Origin of the sequence: Methanosarcina mangrovi (assembly GCF_052057765.1) — an archaeon.
GTDB lineage: Archaea > Halobacteriota > Methanosarcinia > Methanosarcinales > Methanosarcinaceae > Methanosarcina.
Genome location: NZ_CP195120.1, coordinates 1,274,264 through 1,293,548, shown reverse-complemented (window position 1 = coordinate 1,293,548; position 19,285 = coordinate 1,274,264). Strand labels below are relative to the sequence as shown.

The 19,285-nt window shown below is 42.9% G+C and carries 15 protein-coding genes and 1 pseudogene; 12 read left to right on the top strand and 4 right to left on the bottom strand.

Going from position 1 to position 19,285, the window contains the following annotated elements:
- Positions 1 to 407: 407 nt before the first annotated feature.
- Positions 408 to 1,526, top strand: a pseudogene (locus ACSAZL_RS05935) (sensor histidine kinase); the annotation flags it as partial.
- Between the two features lie 32 nt (positions 1,527 to 1,558).
- Positions 1,559 to 2,392 (top strand): class I SAM-dependent methyltransferase, encoded by an 834-nt coding sequence (locus ACSAZL_RS05930; RefSeq protein WP_440947788.1) that lies wholly within the window; start codon positions 1,559 to 1,561, stop codon positions 2,390 to 2,392.
- 99 nt (positions 2,393 to 2,491) lie between these two features.
- Here ACSAZL_RS05930 and ACSAZL_RS05925 read toward each other — a convergent pair whose 3' ends face one another.
- The 3 genes from ACSAZL_RS05925 to ACSAZL_RS05915 form a co-directional block, all read right to left on the bottom strand.
- Positions 2,492 to 3,169 carry an SAM-dependent methyltransferase gene (locus ACSAZL_RS05925; protein WP_440947787.1) on the bottom strand — a complete coding sequence of 226 codons (678 nt, stop codon included), beginning with the start codon at positions 3,167 to 3,169 and terminating at the stop codon, positions 2,492 to 2,494.
- A gap of 116 nt (positions 3,170 to 3,285) precedes the next feature.
- A complete protein-coding gene (locus ACSAZL_RS05920) occupies positions 3,286 to 4,083 on the bottom strand; it encodes a class I SAM-dependent methyltransferase (protein ID WP_440947786.1) in 798 nt (265 codons plus the stop codon).
- A gap of 366 nt (positions 4,084 to 4,449) precedes the next feature.
- Positions 4,450 to 7,608 carry a PAS domain-containing sensor histidine kinase gene (locus ACSAZL_RS05915; protein ID WP_440947785.1) on the bottom strand — a complete coding sequence of 1,053 codons (3,159 nt, stop codon included), beginning with the start codon at positions 7,606 to 7,608 and terminating at the stop codon, positions 4,450 to 4,452.
- Between the two features lie 839 nt (positions 7,609 to 8,447).
- On the opposite strand from ACSAZL_RS05915, the gene ACSAZL_RS05910 reads away from it, so the two are divergent.
- From ACSAZL_RS05910 to ACSAZL_RS05865, 10 genes are all read left to right on the top strand, one after another.
- Positions 8,448 to 9,614: a hypothetical protein gene (locus ACSAZL_RS05910; RefSeq protein ID WP_440947784.1), complete on the top strand. Its 1,167-nt coding sequence runs from the start codon at positions 8,448 to 8,450 to the stop codon at positions 9,612 to 9,614.
- Between the two features lie 552 nt (positions 9,615 to 10,166).
- Entirely contained in the window at positions 10,167 to 10,889 is a 723-nt protein-coding gene (locus ACSAZL_RS05905) for a TetR/AcrR family transcriptional regulator (protein WP_440947783.1), read from the top strand.
- Positions 10,864 to 11,901, top strand: a complete 1,038-nt coding sequence (locus ACSAZL_RS05900) for a class I SAM-dependent methyltransferase (protein ID WP_440947782.1) — start codon at positions 10,864 to 10,866, stop codon at positions 11,899 to 11,901. Before ACSAZL_RS05905 ends, ACSAZL_RS05900 begins: the two co-directional genes overlap by 26 nt.
- Positions 11,902 to 12,059: 158 nt before the next feature.
- Positions 12,060 to 13,103 carry a class I SAM-dependent methyltransferase gene (locus ACSAZL_RS05895; RefSeq protein WP_440947781.1) on the top strand — a complete coding sequence of 348 codons (1,044 nt, stop codon included), beginning with the start codon at positions 12,060 to 12,062 and terminating at the stop codon, positions 13,101 to 13,103.
- Positions 13,104 to 13,508: 405 nt separating this feature from the next.
- Complete coding sequence (locus tag ACSAZL_RS05890) at positions 13,509 to 13,844, top strand: hypothetical protein (protein ID WP_440947780.1); 336 nt, start codon at positions 13,509 to 13,511, stop codon at positions 13,842 to 13,844.
- A gap of 307 nt (positions 13,845 to 14,151) precedes the next feature.
- Positions 14,152 to 14,253: a PAS domain-containing protein gene (locus ACSAZL_RS05885; protein ID WP_440947779.1), complete on the top strand. Its 102-nt coding sequence runs from the start codon at positions 14,152 to 14,154 to the stop codon at positions 14,251 to 14,253.
- A 267-nt stretch (positions 14,254 to 14,520) separates the two neighbouring features.
- Complete coding sequence (locus ACSAZL_RS05880; protein WP_440947778.1) at positions 14,521 to 15,201, top strand: TetR/AcrR family transcriptional regulator; 681 nt, start codon at positions 14,521 to 14,523, stop codon at positions 15,199 to 15,201.
- Between the two features lie 241 nt (positions 15,202 to 15,442).
- Entirely contained in the window at positions 15,443 to 16,363 is a 921-nt protein-coding gene (locus ACSAZL_RS05875) for an SAM-dependent methyltransferase (protein WP_440947777.1), read from the top strand.
- Between the two features lie 28 nt (positions 16,364 to 16,391).
- Positions 16,392 to 16,703 carry a hypothetical protein gene (locus tag ACSAZL_RS05870; RefSeq protein WP_440947776.1) on the top strand — a complete coding sequence of 104 codons (312 nt, stop codon included), beginning with the start codon at positions 16,392 to 16,394 and terminating at the stop codon, positions 16,701 to 16,703.
- A gap of 330 nt (positions 16,704 to 17,033) precedes the next feature.
- Entirely contained in the window at positions 17,034 to 17,852 is an 819-nt protein-coding gene (locus tag ACSAZL_RS05865) for a nitroreductase family protein (protein ID WP_440947775.1), read from the top strand.
- A gap of 66 nt (positions 17,853 to 17,918) precedes the next feature.
- On the opposite strand, the gene ACSAZL_RS05860 is transcribed toward ACSAZL_RS05865, so the two are convergent.
- Positions 17,919 to 18,548 carry a DJ-1/PfpI family protein gene (locus ACSAZL_RS05860; protein ID WP_440947774.1) on the bottom strand — a complete coding sequence of 210 codons (630 nt, stop codon included), beginning with the start codon at positions 18,546 to 18,548 and terminating at the stop codon, positions 17,919 to 17,921.
- Positions 18,549 to 19,285 lie beyond the last annotated feature (737 nt).

The window sequence follows — 19,285 nt, the reverse complement described above, 5'->3', positions numbered from 1 at the left end:
GGATGCGTGTAGCCTATATATCGGAACAGAGATCAGGAATAAGTATAACAATAAAAATATTAATTTACATATATGCTCATTGAAGAGAGGCTATTGCTGTAAGAGAAGAGGAACCAAGAGAATAAATGAAAACAAAAATGGAGCAATTTCCGGCAGATAATCCGAATCCTGTGCTTTGTGTGGGAAATAATAGGACCATTCTTTACTCAAATGAGGCGAGTGAACCCTTATTGAGTGAGTGGGGTGTGGGAGTCGGAGGAAAACTGCCTCCCTCCATCGGAGAGTTTGTGCGGAGGGTAATTTCCCGAAATAATCCGGAAAAAATGGAAGTTAAGGCGGGAAAAAGAGTATACCTGGTCTCGTTTCACCCCTTGCCCGAAAAAGAATGCGTAAATGTCTACGGATTTGACATCAGTGACCAGAAAGGGCTTGAAGAAAAACTCCGTGAAAGTGAGGAGAAGTACCGCAATATAGCAGAGACAGCAAATGAAGGTATATGCATAATTGACGCTGAAGCCATAGTCACCTACGCTAATAAGAAATTAGCGGATATGCTCGGATACAGTCTGGAAGAAGGAATCGGAAGACCGATATGGGACTTCACCAGTGAAGAATCTAAGGCTGTCTTCAAACAGAATATGGAAAAGAGGCGGCAGGGCATCAATGAGACCTATGAGATTAAATTAATTTGTAAGGACGGATCAGCTTTATGGGTGCTCATCAGCGCCAGATCCCTTTTTGATAAGGATGGAAGGTTTATTGGCTCAATAAGTATGCTTACTGATATCACCAAACGAAAAGAAGCCGAAGAAGCTCTGGCAAACATTGAGACTGCCCGTAAAAAAGAAATTCACCACAGGATCAAGAACAACCTGCAAGTGATCTCCTCACTGCTGGATTTGCAGGCTGAAAAGTTCAAAGATAGAGAGGATATTAAGGATTTGGAAGTTCTGAAAGCCTTCAGGGAAAGCCAGGACCGTGTAATTTCAATGGCTCTGATCCATGAAGAACTGTACAAAGGTGAAGGGTTCGATACACTGGACTTTTCGTCCTACATTGAGGAACTGACTGAAAATCTTTTCCTAACATACAGAATCGGGAATGTCGATATCAGATTGAGTATGGATCTGGAAGAAAACATTTTCTTTAACATGGATACTGCAGTTCCTTTGGGCATTATCATCAACGAACTCGTTTCAAACTCTCTAAAATACGCATTTACCGACAGAGATAACGGGATAATTCAAATAAAACTCTTTAGAGAAGAATCCCGGAAAAGTAAAGACAATAGAGCAGGAGACAATAGTGAGGGCTCAAAGGACACCATTTTTGTTTTGAAAGTTTCGGATAATGGAATGGGTGTCCCTGAAAGTTTCGATCTAGAAAATCCTGGCAGTCTTGGCATGCAACTGGTAACCATCCTCGTAGATCAGCTGGATGGTGACCTTGAACTGAAAAGAGACAGGGGGACAGAATTCACTATAAGGTTTAAAGTGTCAGCAATAAATAAAGAGACAAATAAATAAGTGTCAATCGTACACAAGGAGAGTGGTCAACTATGTCAGAAGTTAATTTTAATTCCCGGGCTTTTACGTATGTCGATAGCGCATTGGTTCAAAAGTCAGCTTCCGAAGTTCTTCTGAACTTATTATCAATTAAACCAGGGGAAGATGTCCTTGATATAGGCTGCGGGCCAGGTCACATCACAAAAAAAATCGCACATATTACGGAAGGAACCGTGATGGGCATCGATATTTCTCAAGGTATGATAGAGCAAGCAGTAAGTTCCAATCAGGAGTTTACGAATTTAACATATTCCGTAATGGATGCTGAAAATTTTGAGCTTCCTGTCAACTTTGACGTTATCGTCTGTAATTCGGCTTTCCAGTGGTTTCAAAAACCTGAACAGTCGCTAACTTGTTGTTTTAATACTCTCAAACAGGGGGGTAGAATAGGGGTACAGGCTCCTGCTACCAGCTTGTATTGTCCGAACTTTGTTGCAGCTATAGAGAAAATCAGTCTGCACCCGTCTACGCGAGAGATTTTTAAATATTTTAAAAGCCCATGGCTTTTCTTCGAAAGCAAAGAGGAATACGAACAGCTATTCAGGAGTTGCGGATTTGATATTATGTATAGTGAACTTCGAGATGAATCAAATCTCTTCTCTGTTGAACAGGCGTATAAGATTTATCAATCCGGAGCCGAAAACGGTTATTTGAACCAATCTTTTTACACAGTAACTCTGACAGATGATTATATAAACTCCTTTCGTGAGCTAGTCAAAGAAGCTCTTAAAGAACAATCAGATGATTCAGGCATGATTGATTTAAAATTCAAAAGAATCTATATAATAGCTAAAAAGCAAGGAGTGTTAAAAAGCAGGGAATGCTGAAAAGCAAGGAATGCTGAAATGCAGGGAATGCTGAAAAACAAGGAATGCTAAAAAGCAAGGAATGCTAAAAAGCAAGGAATGCTAAAGGCAATGAAAGTTTCAGCAAATTTTTAACATCGTATTTCCACCCTGCTGGAACTCGTATGCCACCTTTACTTCCTTCACATCCCGCTTTTTCTCTCTTAAGAAATCAATAACAGTATCAACATATGTCGATCGCCCGGCATTTACATCCAGCAGCGGGAAAATTCTGACCTCATTCGAAACCCTGCACAACTCTTCAAGCGAGCCCAGGTGAAATTCCAGCGACAGGTTATCAGTATAGAGGAACAGAAAATGCGAGCACAGGGCCAGATCGAATTCTTTGTTACCAAAAGGCAGTGAGGGCAGTTCACCCGGCACGTATCTCTTCTGCCTCATGCCTTCCGGGAAATCCTCCAGAAATTTCGCCATTGCTGACATCCTGACCTTTCCGAGCTCCTCAACCGAGCCGATTTCTTGCCAGACAAACTGATCCCGGTTTTTCCTTGTCTGGTCAATTATATCGTCATAGGTTTCACTGATTTTCTGCCTGATCCGGTCAGCGCTGAAATAATAGATCGGATCGACAGATATGATATTTCCGCCTCGTTCTGTAAGCTCTGCGTTGAAGCTTGCCGGGCCGTCCCCACAGCCCAGAATATTTCGCTTGAGATCGGCAGGGGTCAGGCTGAACATCCTGACATACTCGTCGAAAGACCTGCCCCAGGGTTTGATTTCATGATATTTGATTGCCATGATATGGACCTTATTGCACATAAATGTGCAACAAATATATAAACCATTTTATCCGACGTCCATATAAAAATTAATTATCAGGGCGTGCCGAAGCCCGTATAAACCGTACGACAGGGCTATTTGGTGGCTGTGCCTTTAAAGAAAGTGTAACAAAACGTGCCTTCCTGTCCAGCTGCCCGGTAAAGGTCGCTAATACCTTTCACCCACGTTTTTTCGTCGATCATCTTTAATTCCAGTGCCTGCTCCCTGACACCTTCGACCATTGCATTAAAAGTGTTTTTCGTGAATCCTTCCACCAGATCGGGCTTGCTCGAGTCGACATACACCATTCTTGGGGATATGCTCACGTTTTTAAAACCGGCTCGATTCAATAGCGGATAGATTTCCCGACCTATGAGGGAGTTACCCCCCAAAAGTTCTTGAATGTCGATCAGGCACTTTATTGTTTGCATGGCTTCATCGCTCCTGGGGTAAAAATAGCTTGAACCGTGATCTCCCTCTATGACAGTTATGGTACCCCCTTTTTTGAGTACTTTTTTCACCGACAATAAAGCATCGAGAGGGTTTTTAAGGTGTTCAAGTACAAAGCATATGAAAACATGGTCAAAAGTTTCGTCTTCAAAGGGTAAATCGAAGATATCTGCCACCTGAAAACCGACATTCTCCAATCCCTCTTTTTCAGCCAGCAGTCTGGCTTTTTCGATCGATTCTCCGGAAATATCTATGGATGTGATGCTGGCTGCCGGGCTGTTCCTTGCCAGTATGACCGTCTGTGCGCCCACACCGCAACCGGCTTCGAGCACTCTGCTTCCAGAAGGATATATAGTGTCGTGATGTAACAGCGCAGTTAGAGTATTTGCCTGATCACAGAGCCGAGAATTTTCCCTATCCGAATACCCATGTACGTAATCCATTTTGTCCACCAATTACCTTTGGATCACTGCTTTAATGGTCCTAACATGTTCCCTAATGTACCTTTGCGTACAAAAGCTTAGTGCTAAATATAGCTGTAAAAAATGAACATGTTTGTAACATGGTATGGCAACTAAAAATAAGGGCTCTGTAGAAATTCTCTAAGTCGAATATTTACAGCATCGAAATTGTTCAGTCTTCGAGACTGAAGCTTATTCCTGCAAATATTCCAAACACGTTCACAGTTGTCAGTATCTGAATCAGAATTGATACCGGACATTACGGACCTGAGTAACTTTACAACATATATTACCGACTTTTTGAACAGACTCATTACCGACTTTTTGAACAGACTCTTATTCGATTAATTATTGTTGAGCTGGAACTGATGCTTGATTATTCATTTCTATTACTGTGAACCTTATAGTGAACTCTGTCCCGTTATTCCTTTCCAGCTCCAGTTCTCCGTTCAACTGTTCAACAAGAGAAGTTACAAGCTGAAGCCCCAGACTATCAAGATTTCCAATGTCAAGTTCTTTGGGAACGCCAACGCCGTTATCTGAGACAGACAGAACATAAGCGGCACTATTACGGTCTTCTGTTCCGCATTCTCTGTCCTCTTCCCTATGCAGTTTAACACTAATTTCCCCACGCTCTCTTCCCTGGAATGCGTATTTTAGAGAGTTTGAAACGAGTTCGTTGATGATAATGCCCAAAGGAACTGCAGTATCCATGTTAAAGAAAATGTTTTCTTCTATATCCTTACTAAATCTGGTGCCGTCATTTCCAAGCCTGTAGGTGAGGAAGAGATTATCAGCAAGTTCCTTAATATACTGTGAAAAATTAAGTTTATCAAGCCCTTCATTTCTATGCAGCTCTTCATGGATCAGAGCCATTGAAATTACACGGTCCTGACTTTCCCTGAAGGCTTCCAGAACTTCCGAATCCTTAATATCCTCTCTGTCTTTGAACTTTTCTGCCTGGAGATCCAGCAGGGAGGAGATAATTTGCAGATTATTCTTAATGCGGTGGTGAATTTCCTTTTTACGGGCAATCTCGATGTTTGCCAGAGCTTCTTCAGCTTCTTTTCGCTTGGTGATATCAGTGTACATGCACAGTGAGCCTGAGAAATCACCGTTCCTATTAAAGAATGGTTTGGCACTTATAAGTGCCCAAAAGAGGGAGCCGTCCTTACACTTTAACTTCAATTCGTAGCTCTCACTGATACCACTGCGCCTCCTTTCCAAACTCTTTTTGGCGATAGGCTTGCTTTCTTCACAAACAAAGTCCATTACCGGTCTACCGATAGTTTCTTCATGAGTGTGCCCCATTAGCTCCATAGTTCTCTTATTAGCGTAAGTAATTTTGAATTCGGAATTCATCAAGAATATACCTTCGTTTGCTGTTTCAACGATGTTGCGGTATTTTTCCTCACTTTCACGGAGTTTTTCTTCTGCTCTTTTACGCTCGGTAATATCCTGAACTGTTCCTCTCATTCGAATAGGTATATTATTCTCATCGAAAATAACTTCACCTTCTCCATGGACTACACGTTCAGATCCATCAGCCAGGATGATTCGATAATCGATGTCAAGGGGCTCTCCCTTTAAAGCTGTCTTAAAGGCAGTATCTACGTAGTTCCGGTCATCCGAGTGCACATAAGTTAAAAACAAGCTATGAGTTACTTCAAATTCTTTAGGCTTAAGCCCAAAAATACGATATAGCTCGTCAGACCAGAACAACTTATCAGTTACGATGTCCCGATTCCAGTTTCCAATATGAGCCATTTGTTGAGCTTCAGCCAGACCTCTTTCACTTTCTCTCAACGAATTGAAAGCTATTTCAAGCTCTTCAGTGCGTACTTTAACTAAATTTTCCAGATTGTCAAGAGTTTCCTTAAGCTTTGCCTCAGTTTCTTTACGTTTGGTGATATCGGTGAACATGCACAACGAGCCTGTGAAAATACCGTTCTTATCGAATAAGGGCTTAGCACTTATATATGCCCAAAAGAGGGAGCCATCCTTACACTTTAACTTCAATTCATAGCTCTCACTAATACCACTGCGCCTCTTATCCAGACTCCTTATGGCGATAGGTTTGCTTTCGTCACAAATAAAGTCCATTACCGGTCTATCAATAATTTCTTCCTGAACGTACCTCATTAGCTCCGCAGTTCTCTTATTAGAGTAAGTGACATTGAATTCGGCATCCATCAAGAATATGCCTTCATTTGCTGTCTCAACGATGTTGCGGTATTTTTCCTCACTTTCGCGCAACGCCTTCTCCATCTGTTTGATGTCGGTAATATCCTGAACCGTTCCTCTCATCCGGATAGGTGTATTATTCTCATCGAAAATAACTTCAGTTTTTGCATGGACTGCACGCTCAGACCCGTCAGCCAGAATGATCCTATAATTAATGTCAAAGGGTTCTCCATTTAAAGCTGTTTTAATGGCTCTGTCTGCATAATCTCGATCATCCGGGTGTACATAAGTTAAAAATAAGTTAGGGGTCACTTCAAACTCTTTAGGCCTAAGCCCAAAAATGCGATATAGTTCATCAGACCAGAGCAACTTATTAGTTGCAATGTCCCAGTTCCAGTTTCCAACATGAGCCATTTTTTGAGCTTCAGCAAAACTTTCTTCTTTTTCTTTCAAAGAACTGTAAGCCTTCTCAAGCTCTTTCGTTCGTTCTACAATTTTTTCTTCCAAATAATAGTGTACCTTTCTAACTTTTTCCCTTGTCTGCTTACTTTTAGCAACATCTTTGAAAATCAATGCAAGCTTTCCATTTTCAGGGTTAAACGCATAAACATCAAAATACCTGTTGCCAACCTCTACACGCTTGACTTCGTAATGAGTCGGTACACCGGAAAGTGCTACTTTTTCATATTCTTTCAGCCCTATGGGACTGGCATCCGGAAACACTTCAAGTACCGTCTTACCCAATAGCCGTTCCTTCTCTAAGCCCGTATAACGCTCATAAGCAGGATTAACCTCAAGGAAACGATAGTCACAGGGCGTACCATCCTTATCGTAAATAACTTCCGCAAGGAAGGAAGCATCGGTCATATTTGTGAAAAGCATCCGGTAACGCTCTTCACTTTTCCGCATCGCCTCTGCAACCAGCTTGCTCTCTGTGACATCCCTGATAATCATGACCGTTTTCACCTGACCATTCTTATCGGAGAAAAACGCAGTTGATAACTCTCCTGGGAAGATAGTACCATCTTTCCTCCTAAAATTGAGCTCCCCTTTGAACTTACCGGTTCCGGTTCCTTCAAAGGCAAGCTTGAGTCCCGGGTCGGATGTGTCTACAACCCCGGATCTCCCAGCCCGTATGATTTCCTCCTCGGTCATTCCGAAAATCCGGCAGGCTTCGGGATTAGCCGTATAAACGGTTCCGCCAGGTGAAGTGAGAAGAACGGCGTCATTGCTGTTCTCGAAGAGCGCCCTGTACAGTTCTTCGCCATCCCGAAGTTTTTCTTTATCTTTCTGGTCACTTACATCGAATCCAGAGACAGACACACGTTTTATCCTCCTTCAGGTAAACACAGATAATTATACTTTTTCCCCCATTTTAACTTCTATTTAGTATAATAATATCCAGCAAATTATCTTTATACATAATCCCTGCTGGAAGGAACACTTCTACAATACCGCGATTCATTCATACGGAAAAATATTACCAGCTTTCATCAATAAGGAATAATCCACTTTATCTATCGAAAGCATAAGATTTGGATTTGTTGCCGAAGATTGATCTACTTCGATTTGCATTTTTCGGTTTAGACTCCTTGCATTGATGAAAATATATTACTTTCAATTATCTGAGCAGACTAATATTGATTCTACTACGCTCTTATTTTGTAATAATTTATTTGTAAAAATGACGTAAATAACTTCTTATTCAGGACTTGTACCATTAATCACTTTTCGAAAAATTAGAGACTACCCCTAAATCTCCCTTTTCTTGCTTCCTGTTAGAGCGCCGATGGATTCAGGATATCAGATTTCAGGAAATCAGATTTCAAGACTATTTTTCCCGTCTTTTTGCCTGAATAAGTGATGCCAGCCCTAGTGGGTCTTGCTTATAGTTCATCACTATCACTGACAAAGCGAGTAACCGACATTTGGATTTTAAGTAACTTATTAAACTTCAGAATTCTTGCCAGACAACTCAGAACATGATCTTTTACTATTTCTTAAGCCTCAAACCTCATAGTTTTAAGATTTAACTTAACATAGAGAGATTTTTTATAAGTAAAGCTGTAATATTATTTGAAAAGTACTCTCTATTTGGGAAGCTATTAAAATTTAAGAAAATAGCTTACCGAATATGAGTTGATCACATAGGAGAGAGTCATTTGAACCTAAAATACTTGAAAATAATGATTTTACTGCTTCTTGTACTCTGCACCGTAAGTATGGCAGGCGCGGAGCCGAACAGCAAAAACTCAAAAAATGCAGCAGTTCCGGACTACACTGAAGGAGGACACAACGATACAGATTTCAATGCTAACTTTATGTCGGAATGGTGGTACCAGAACGGAGATATGAAGCTTGTTGCAAAGGATGGAGAAAAGAAGGAACTTGCTTTCTTTGTCGTAATGGCTCATCAGGAGTCTCCAGGACTCATAGATTCCAATTCAGGAACCCAATTGTCATACCTGTCTACATTCTACGGACTTTATCCCTCCGGAGAAAACGCTACTCACAATTTTACCCGGACACTTGTGCCAAGGTCCAGTATTGAAAATTACATTGAGTTTCATGTGCCTTACCTTAACTTCACTTATCCTGATGGTTTAAAGAGATTTTATGGTTCAGGTTCCAGAGGATACATGCTAAATTACTCCTTTGATAATATGCAGCTAAATTTGTTTTTCAAACCTCGTATCAAAAAAACAGTTGACAGTGCCATAGAGCCTGTGAATTTCACCACATACGAAAGAGCTTATGGAAAGCTTGGGGGCAGTGTGGTGCTTGACGGCAAAGAATACACGGTTATGCAGACTGACGGGTACTTCGACCACATGATCCCCTATACTCCTGACCAAGCTACATGGGAAATGGAAATGCATGGATGGAGCTGGTCAGAAGTTACAACGGATAAATATCAGACAATTTTCTACGGTGTAAGAAGCATCGATGATGGCTATGATGGGTATACGTATAAGCATCTGACCCTTATAAACAAGCATACGGGTAAGATAATCGCAGAATACTCCGGGGACCAGGTTAACGTCGATGAAAAAGACTGGGAGTACATTGAAGTAAAGGACCGTACTGTGAAAAGGCCTTCAAAACTTGAAATCTCGACTCCCGACCTTAATATTTCCATGAATGCTCAGAGTGTGGTTCAACTTGATGAGACGTCCCTACCAGGCGGGCAGCCCGTAGGGTTTGTCGATTTCATGGCTTTCCAGCCCGATGAAGCAACAATCAAGTACAGGAAAAATCTTGAAATGGGAAGCGCATTCTACGAGTATATGGTAACTGACCCGGGTATATCTGCCTCTCCTCTGGAGTGAGTCCTGAGAGGGCAGTGAATAAGATTTCTGGAGTTCCTGTTTGAAGGGGCTCCCTTTTTTCCTTTATTTTCTTTATTTCATGCATGATTACCATGGGCACCGCAGCAAGCACGCAGACTTTTGATACTCCTCATCAATCCAGAACCTCAACTGAAGTTTTTATTTCATCCCTCTCGAAGCTTCAATTATTTCGTATTTTATGATATTCCTGAATTTTTTCAGAATAATTTTCTGCAACCTCGTTTTCTACGCCGCTCCTGCTTCTCCCTTTTTTGCTCTTAGATTGCTCTTAGAGGATAGATTGCTCTTAGAGGATTGCTCTTAGAGAATTAGAGGATATGTATTTAGAAGTCACTAGAAGTCCGCAGATTTAGTTTGCAGCTTTTCAAGAAAAGAACTGCTCAGTCCTTAATATTAAAATCTTATTTATATATCCAAAAATCGAAACATTTATCATCAATAAATAAATAGTCATTTAGTAACTAAATAGTTATTTAACTATCTTAGCCATTCCATGAACGAATAATCTGAAATGAGCGAAGTGATATCAAAATGACACTGGCAGAAAGAAGGCAGCGGGAAAAAGCTCAAAGGCACGAAGATATCCTCAACGCTGCTGAAAAACTTTTCTTTTCGCGAGGTTACGAGAACGTCTCAATGGATGAGATTGCAAGTGAAGTAGAGTTGAATAAGGCTACATTGTATCTTTACTTCAAAGATAAAGAATCACTCTATTTTGCCGTCGTAAATCGTGGAATCAAAATCCTTCGCGCTATGGTTGCGGAGGAAGTAAAAAATGCGCAGGCTAGCGGTCTCAAAGCCGGTGGAATAAGCATGGCATGCGGGAAATTCATTCAAGAATACCCAGACTATCTCAGAGCATGCGATTACATCCTGTCAGGAAAATTCGATTTTTCGAATGAAAAAGATATGAATTCCGATGCAAGAGAGATAATTGAATTCACTGAAGAACTCTACGAGAAATCACTTTCGGCAATAAGAAACTACATCGAGGATGGGACTTATAGACCTGATCTGAATCCAGTTGTGGTGATGATGTTGAATTCTATTATTGCCGACGGTCTCCTGAACATAGGTCCTTTTCAAAGAAAGTTCATGGAAGCTCATGGGGTTACTATGCAACAACTCTACCTGGAAATCAGTGAGCTTGTGATCTACATGGCTACGAATACCGGGGAGAGAAGTGAGGACATCCATGCTAGAACGTTAAAATGGATAGGTGATAGATATGCAACAGACCAGGACAAAGGTTGACTTTAGCAGAGTACTGGGAACTCCCCTAGTGCCATTATGTGCTCGAGCGAAGATCAGTAAAGAATATGGCTCTTTGTTCAATGATGCCAAAGCGATTGAACTCGTTGAACGAATTGATTACGATTTTTCAATGCTTGAGAAGTCATCTGCTGACTATTTATTGTTTGCCACTGCGGCACGAGCAATACAATTAGACAACAAGGTAAAGGCCTACATCAAAGAGCAACCTCACACATCGGTAGTCAATCTTGGTGCCGGCTTTGATACCGGGTTTTACCGTGTTGATAACGGCACTATCCATTGGTATGATCTAGACCTTCCCGAGGTCATTAAAGTCAGAAAACGGTTGCTACCGGAAACGGATAGTTCAACGTGCATTTCAAAATCGTTCCTTGATCCGAGCTGGTGTCAGGATATAAAAAATGAAAATGGCATCTTTATGATCGCAGGTGGACTCTTGCGTTACTTTGGTGAAGCTCAGGTACGCCAATTCTTCTCGTTAATAGCAGATCGCTTACCAGGTTCCGAAATCGTGTTTGAAGCAGAATCAAAATCGAGCAATGATGTAGATGGAAGCTGTGGAGCCTATGGCGCAGGATGGAGTGATGATGAGCCTGAGAAACGGGATGCAATGCAAGCGGAGGGCGTAAGAGCGCTTAAGAACGGCTGGACGATACTTCCAAAGAGTCTGAAGTATCAGATGATCGGTGCCTTAACAACGCCGACCAAGCTGCATAGCATAGAGTGGAATGATGTAGAAACGTGGTGGAACCAGCTCAATGCACAGGAAAAAGGCAAAGCAATGAGCGACTTCTTCTTTGGCTTCACCTGCGGGTGCCCCCTTGAAGATGCAAGCGAAATGACAGCATGGGATGACCGTATTATTGTTGTTGACCAATTTCCCCTGTTCAGAAACATCCCCCGAGATCCTTCCCTGAGTATGTCGGTTAGACAATTCATGAATTACACTGACGAGAAAGGAAGAATAAAAATCATTCACGTTCGAGTGTGATACTGCAGGTAACTTCTTCTATCTACTCTTTCTGTGCGCAAATTTACAGCGTGTAATGGTCATTCTATTAGCGGGTTAACAGAATAACCTGTAAGCAGGCATTATTTCCACATTTTGGCAGGGAGTCGGATAGAGGTGATACAAAATGAAACTTAGGGGTGATATATTTGCAACAAACCAAAATAAAGGTTAACTTACGCGGCATACCGCAAACTTCCTTATTGACCCTGTATGGTCGAGCAAAGACAAGTAAAGAACAAAGCTCGATGTTTAACGATGCAAAGGCGGTTGAACTCGTTGAACGGATGGATTATGATTTTTCTACTGAGGAGACGATTGCTGACTATTTATTGTTCGCCTCTGCGGCAAGAGCAATGCAATTCGACGACAGGATAAAAGCATATATCGCAGAGCACCCTTGCGCATCGGTGGTTAATCTTGGTGCCGGGTTTGAGACGGAATTTTATCGCGTCGATAACGGTACAATTCATTGGTACGATCTTGATCTTCCTGAAGTCATCGAAGTTCGGAAGCAGTTGCTTCCAGAAACGGATAGAGCAATGTGCATTTCAAAGTCGTTCCTTGATCCGAGCTGGTGTCAGGAAATTAACACTGAAAATGGAGTATTTGTTATTGCCTGTGGACTCTTGCGTTATTTTGAAGAAGCAAAGGTACGCCAGTTATTCCTGTTACTGGCAGATAATTTCCCAGGTTGCGAAATTGTGTTTGACATAGAATCTAAATCTAGTGGTGATGCTGATGGAGGAGGGTACGGAGCAGGATGGAGTGACAGCGAGCCTGAGAAACGAGATGTGATGCTAGCAGAGCGTATCGAGTCATTAAAGAATGCATGGAAGATAATTCCGCAAAACCTGAAAGATAAAATGCTCAGTGCCCTATCAACTCCGACCAAACCGCATGGCACGGAATGGAATGACATCGAAGCGTGGTGGAACCAGCTCGGCGCCCGGGAAAAAAGCATGGCAATGCGTGAATTCGGAATATCCCTCGGAATCGCCAGTAGATGGGCACTGGATGATGCGAAAGAAATGACGAAATGGGATAATCGCATTACAGTTATCGATCAATTTCTATTTTTTAAAAATATCCCACGAAGCCCCTCACTTAGCATGTCTGTCATACAATTCATGGACTATACCGATGAAAAAGGAAGGATGAAGATTGTTCATGTGAAGGTATAATATTGTAAACCGGTCCTTCTATTGTTCCTTTTAGAGCGCTAATTTGCCTCTACAATATTTTTGGTGATGTGACAAATGAAATCCATGCTCAAATATTTGTTTTTCCAATACTGTTAGGGAGTTGGAATATACTCCTATGCAAAGTATAAACGTTGGGAAAATATTGACCTGGTACATCGATTCCAAAATATGTCAATAATGCATTCTTCGCATGTAAGCATAATTACAAAACAATATGAGCTTCAATTGATATGCAGTTTTTCAGGGGTAGAGAAGTAAAAGTAATATTTGACAGATATTCTAATACTTATAAGTTTTATACTCGAGATAGTAAAATTTGTTTCATCCTTTCAGGATAAATAACTTGCTTCTTCCTTCAACCGTCCGGAAAGAATTGAAGTTAAAGTGGGAGAAAGAATATACCTTCTCGCATTCCATTCTCTACCCGTTGCAGATTACGTAAACATTTACGGATTCGATATAAGTGACCAGAAAGAGCTTGAAGGAAAATTTAGGGAAAACGAGGAAAAGTACCGTAAGCTCTTCGAGTACATGCAAGAACTCTTCTTTACAGCTGATAAGGTTGTCCCCAATGAAGCAGGCAAGCCAGTAAACTGCCGTTTTGACGAGGCAAATCAGGCTCTTGAACACTGGATTAGAGTTTCGCCGGAAGAAATTACTGGCAATGGGAATTTAGAATTCACTTGGGACTGGATACATTCTGGATTCGGGGAACTATGATCGAGTAGCCCTTACTAGCAAGCATGCACCGTCTGACCATCATGCTGACGGACAAGAGCAACGTTATCTGGTGCCAATATACAGGATCAAGCCAGGTAGATCTGCTACAATCTTTCGAGACATCACAGATAGTAAGCAGGTTGATTCGGCACTACGTGAGGGTGAAGAGCCGTTGCCCTTTGCGCTCGAACCCAGCCACATCGGTGTGTGGGACCTCGATCTGGTGGATCATGCCGCTCATCCATCGCTTGAGCATGACCGAATTTTCGGCTACAAGCAGGCTGTGAAGGCACAAGGGGAAAGCGAAATGATGTACCGAATGCTCGTGGATGCTATTATCCTGGCCGATCCCAGAGATGATGGAAAAATCCTATCGGCTAACCCAGCCGCCTGTAGCATGCTGGGATGATCTGAAGAAGAGCTTATCAGTGAGGGACACGATGTGATGTTTGACCCCTGTGCAGTTTATTCCACCAACCAGGAAATGACTAGAGCTGTGAAATACTGCTTTTCTGTAGCGTCCGCACTCCTGAGACCGGCTAAAATTAAGCCTGTCCGGGTTTTTTCAGCTTTAGCATGACTGATTGGGATAAAACAGAAACCTTATATTGTTTGACTCTCATTCTTATGATGACCGATAGTCATATTATGGTTATTAGTCATAATGGTGAAGATAATGGCAACTGCTGACAGAAAAGAAAGAGAAAAGGAACAGAGAAAGAATGCTATCATCGATGCCGCTGAGAAGCTGTTCTTCTCCAGGGGTTTCGACAGCGTCTCCATGGAAGAGATAGCAAAAGAAGTGGAACTTGGCAAAGGTACGCTTTATCTTTACTTTAAAAACAAAGACGCTCTGTTTTTTGCCATCACTCTACGCAAGATGCATAAAATGCATGAAATTTTGGTAGAGTGTATAGAGCTGAAAATATCCGGCCGGGAAAAATCGAGGCTGATAGGAAAAAAATACTTCGAATTCGTCCGGGAAAATCAGGAATACTATCGGATGATCTGTGCCATTGGACCGAAGCTGTTCAGGAAGAAAGAAAACGAAGATATGAAGGCGGTCACGGAGCAGATAAAAGAAGACCTTTTACTGAACCGCGATGTGCTCAAGGAAGGAATGGAAGACGGGACAATAAGAAACGATATTGATCCGTTTGAAATGGCTTTTATCATGAACCTTATGTGCAACAGCGTAATCTGTCTGGACCCTAATTGGAAAAAAATTCTGGAAATCGGAGGGATCAGCTACGATCAGTTTGTAAAGGATTTCCTCCTCTTTATCGGAAACGCTCTCGATAAACGTCCAGATGCGGATGAAAGAAGTTTAGATGGCAGTGCCATAGATAAACCCTGATTCTATTCCTTCCCGGGAATAAAAAAAGAGAGAAAGACTGGGCTTGTATTGGAACAGCGGATGCTATCGAATACCATCAAAAAATGATCGATAACGGAAGAGCGAACGATGACGAAAGAGTGATTGAGGCGAGAAGACATGCCAACTGAAAAAGTAAAAGATATCAATATGTACTACGAGATCCACGGCGAAGGTGAATCGATGATTGTTCCTTGCGATCAGATAGTAAGGAGGGCTGGATATGCAGCAAACAAACAATAGAAAAGAGACAATCGAAAACGGCAGCAAAGGCAGGGGCCCGAGCAAAACTGCGGAGACCCTTGCCATCATCAGGGCGATGGAATCCCGGAAACCCGAGGAGGAGCGCATCTATTACGATCCTTACGCCTTCTACTTCATCAGTCGGGAAACCATGGAGTACTATAGCAGCCATACAGCCGAGGCGCGGGCGATGTTGGAGCAGTCCGAGCGCCTGGTCCCGGGTGTCGGTGTCTCCTGCCTGGTCCGGGCGAGGTACTTCGACGACGTCGTGAAAGCATCGATCACCGATGGCCTGGAGCAGCTCGTGGTACTGGGCGCCGGGTACGATTCCCGCGCTTACCGGATCGAAGGGCTAGAGCACGTCCGTGTCTTCGAGGCCGATGACCCGGCCACCCAAAAGCTGAAGACAGACAAGGTCCGGGAGATCTTCGGCATGCTGCCGGGCCACGTCACCTACGTCCCGGCAGACCTCGCCGTAGACGATCTGGGCCAGAAACTCGCTGAGAGCGGATACGACACTTCCCGGAAGACGCTGTTCCTCCTGGAAGGGCTCGTCTATTACCTCCCTCCAATAGCAGTAGACAAGGTGCTTGCCTTCATCGCGCATGGCTCAGGCAGGGGTAGCAGCGCAATGGTCTTCGATTACATCCCTGCATCGGTGGTGGACGGCACCTGCGAGCAGGAAGCCGACCGAAACTGGCAAAAAGGCGTGACGGACGCGGGCGAGCCTTTCCTGTTCGGCGTTGATGAGATGGCGCTCGAAGCGTTCCTCAGTGAGAGAGGCTTCACCTTGCGGCAAAAGATGACCGGCGAGGATTACCGGACAGCTTACCTGCGCGGAAAAAACGAGGGCAGGCCGGTTAACAGCCTGCTTTCCTTTGCATATGCAGCCGTCAGGTAATGGAAAAATCGGACTCAGAAGGATGAGCATGGAGCGTGGTATGTCGGAGAACAGCGAAAAGTTAGGGGACTCAATAGCGTACCAGTACGACGAGACAATGGATAACCTGATGTGTAGTAAAACCCTGCGACAGCCAGCCCATGACAGACTCAGCCAGGAGCGAAGCCTGGGAAGGGACGTCGAGCCAGATTCCAGGCTGGTCTTCGTTGAAGAAGACCACTTATTTATAAGGACAAAGCCGGACCTGCTAGTTCTGCCTGTTATCGAATTTTTGGAGGAAGTTGATTTGGCGGAGGCCGACGCAAAAAAAGAGGAGAAAGCTTTACGCCCTGTCACCTGATGAAAAATCTTTTCCTGCGAGATAGGATAAAGAAAATACCGGAAAAAGTGTGGTTCGGCACCAAGGAGAAAAATGAACAGGCCTTTTCTTGTTGAGAGAGCATTTTCCAGAATTTGGAATGGAACCATTAAAGAGTATGAAAAATTACTTCCACAGAATAAATGAAGACAGGAAAATATGCAACCTTTATTTCTTTGCCCATCAGGTAATTGAATGAAGAATAGAGCTTCACAGGTAGAGAAATAAAGACAAGTAACTAAATACTGCCGATTACATATCTGTATTAGAAGGGGTTGATTACGTATCTGCCCTTAACAGGTTTTGATACTTATGACTCTCATTATTGTTAATCAGGATCTTTGCACACGGTGTGGTATTTGTGCAAAGGTGTGCCCGTCAGGTATTGTCGATCTGGCTGACGAGGCTAATCTCCCTCAAGTACAGGAAACAAATGCTTTACGCTGTCTCTACTGCGGGCACTGCGAGGCTTTCTGCCCGTCTCAGGCTCTCGTACTGAACCTCCGCCCTGATGAGAAAATCCCCCTACCTGCCGGTGCAGGCAATATCTCTCCGGAGGACATAGCGTTTTATCTCAAGAAACGCAGGTCTGTTCGGCATTTTACCAGGGAGCCCGTACCAAAGGAGAAAATCCTTGAAGTTCTCGATATTGCCCGCTACGCCGCATCCGGGACCAACGGTCAGCCTGTACAGTGGCTGGTTGTCCATGACCCTGAAAAAGTCAGGAAAATTGCCGAGCTCACCATTGAATGGATGAAAAGCTTGCTAAACACCGACCACCCGATGAGCGGCTACGTACCTGCATTTGTTTCGGCGTGGGAAAATGGACACGATGTCATCTGCCGGGACGCCCCGCATTTGCTCTTCGCCCATATCCCGGAAGGAAACCCGATTGCACCTGTCGATGCTATCATTGCCCTCACCCATTTTGATCTCGCTGCACCGGCGTTCGGAATCGGCACCTGCTGGGCGGGCTTTGTTGCGGCGGCTTCCATGTTCCACGAACCTCTCCAGAAGGAACTCGGCCTGCCCTCGGGAAGGAAATTTGCCTATGCGATGATGTTCGGCAACCCGCAGTACAAAGTATACGGAATCCCCCGCAGGAAGCCCCTTGAGGTTACGTGGCAGTAATGTTTTAATATTTTTTGAAATGTTTTAAAAGGTTTTTGAAAGATTTTGAAAGATTTTGAGGGATATTCAGTCCCTTTTCTTCAAATATTCAGGAGCCTGCGGAATTTTGTGCATCACGCCATATGACCTGTTCGATGGGTAATACTCGGCCCCGAGCTGAATTTTGCCCGCCGTTTTTTCGTCAGTCATGTATTCAACAAATGCGAGCGCCATATCAATGCCAGCAGAAATGCCTGCCGAGGTCCAGATATCTCCATCCCTTACGATTCTTTCCTCCACTACTTCCACATCACCCAATTCCCGCAGCTTCTGGAGAGAAGCCCAGTGGGTAGTCGCTCGTTTGTTTTTAAGCAGGCCGGCACGGTGAAGGGTGAATGTGCCGGTACAGACCGACACTACAGCTTTGCAATGTTTGGCTTGCTCGGCAACGAATTGGATCAGGGACAGGTTATCAACTTCTCGTTGTGTACCTTCGCCGCCCGGCACAAGGAGAAAATCAAGTGGAGGGCAATCTGCAAAGGTGACGTGAGGGTTTATGGACATCCCTTTGCTACAGACCACAGGGGCGGGATTTTCGGCAACCATGAGACATTTCTCAGGACCCTCGGCAAATTTGCTCCAAAGTGAGATTATTTCCCAGGGGCCGACAAGGTCAAGTTCTTCGAGACCTGGAAAGATTAAAAATCCGAAATTCATGTTAGAAAGGTTGGGGATGTTTTGTAAATAATTTTCGATGGAAGAATCCTACAGTTCTATGCTTTTTTGTTCACTGTGTTTTAGGATCACAATAAGTAAGATTTGATCACTTGAACTGAAGAGTGGACTTATTTTTGTCGGTCTAAAGTTATTTTGATGTAGAGTGTTTTGAAAATGATGAATAAGAGATTATTTTAGGCCCAAACTGTAACGTGGACTCCAACAGTCCAAAGTATTTTTTGGAACAAAACCTAGCTCCTAACTCAAGTGAAATAGAAATAAAAAAATCCATGTCGAGTTACAGGTCGTAGAATTTTTGACTACCGTTTAAAATAATGTAGTTTGACTGTACCTTTTTTTCTTAGTTCAAGTGCTCTTCCTTCAGGGAGTAATTTATAACATCCATGAGTCTATCAAGAAAGCCTACCTGTCCTATTCGTATTTTTTCTTAGCAAGCTCAATATCGAACCAGCGTGCTTGATTGGCTTGAATTCTAACTATAAAAGAGGTCGGTTCCATAGTTGATAATTGGTTAAATTTAAAAGTGTTTCAGAAGCATAAAGAAATATTATTTTATAGGTTTGATCTCGGCTGAGTAAACACTCTAAAACTTTAAAGATCTTTTTGAAGCAAAAATTTATAGGAAACGGAAGACATAGTAAAACGCATCGAACTATCAAAAAGAAGGTTTTCATATTTTTTGAAAGAGTTTGATAATTTTCCAACAAGAATTATAG

Coding starts and splice junctions, on each gene's coding strand:
- ACSAZL_RS05870 (WP_440947776.1), top strand. CDS start 16,392: ATGGAGCGTGGTATGTCGGAGAACAGCGAAAAGTTAGGGGACTCAATA.
- ACSAZL_RS05885 (WP_440947779.1), top strand. CDS start 14,152: ATGATGTACCGAATGCTCGTGGATGCTATTATCCTGGCCGATCCCAGA.
- ACSAZL_RS05860 (WP_440947774.1), bottom strand. CDS start 18,548: ATGAATTTCGGATTTTTAATCTTTCCAGGTCTCGAAGAACTTGACCTT.
- ACSAZL_RS05905 (WP_440947783.1), top strand. CDS start 10,167: ATGACACTGGCAGAAAGAAGGCAGCGGGAAAAAGCTCAAAGGCACGAA.
- ACSAZL_RS05900 (WP_440947782.1), top strand. CDS start 10,864: ATGCAACAGACCAGGACAAAGGTTGACTTTAGCAGAGTACTGGGAACT.
- ACSAZL_RS05925 (WP_440947787.1), bottom strand. CDS start 3,169: ATGGCAATCAAATATCATGAAATCAAACCCTGGGGCAGGTCTTTCGAC.
- ACSAZL_RS05875 (WP_440947777.1), top strand. CDS start 15,443: ATGCAGCAAACAAACAATAGAAAAGAGACAATCGAAAACGGCAGCAAA.
- ACSAZL_RS05930 (WP_440947788.1), top strand. CDS start 1,559: ATGTCAGAAGTTAATTTTAATTCCCGGGCTTTTACGTATGTCGATAGC.
- ACSAZL_RS05920 (WP_440947786.1), bottom strand. CDS start 4,083: ATGGATTACGTACATGGGTATTCGGATAGGGAAAATTCTCGGCTCTGT.
- ACSAZL_RS05865 (WP_440947775.1), top strand. CDS start 17,034: ATGACTCTCATTATTGTTAATCAGGATCTTTGCACACGGTGTGGTATT.
- ACSAZL_RS05880 (WP_440947778.1), top strand. CDS start 14,521: ATGGCAACTGCTGACAGAAAAGAAAGAGAAAAGGAACAGAGAAAGAAT.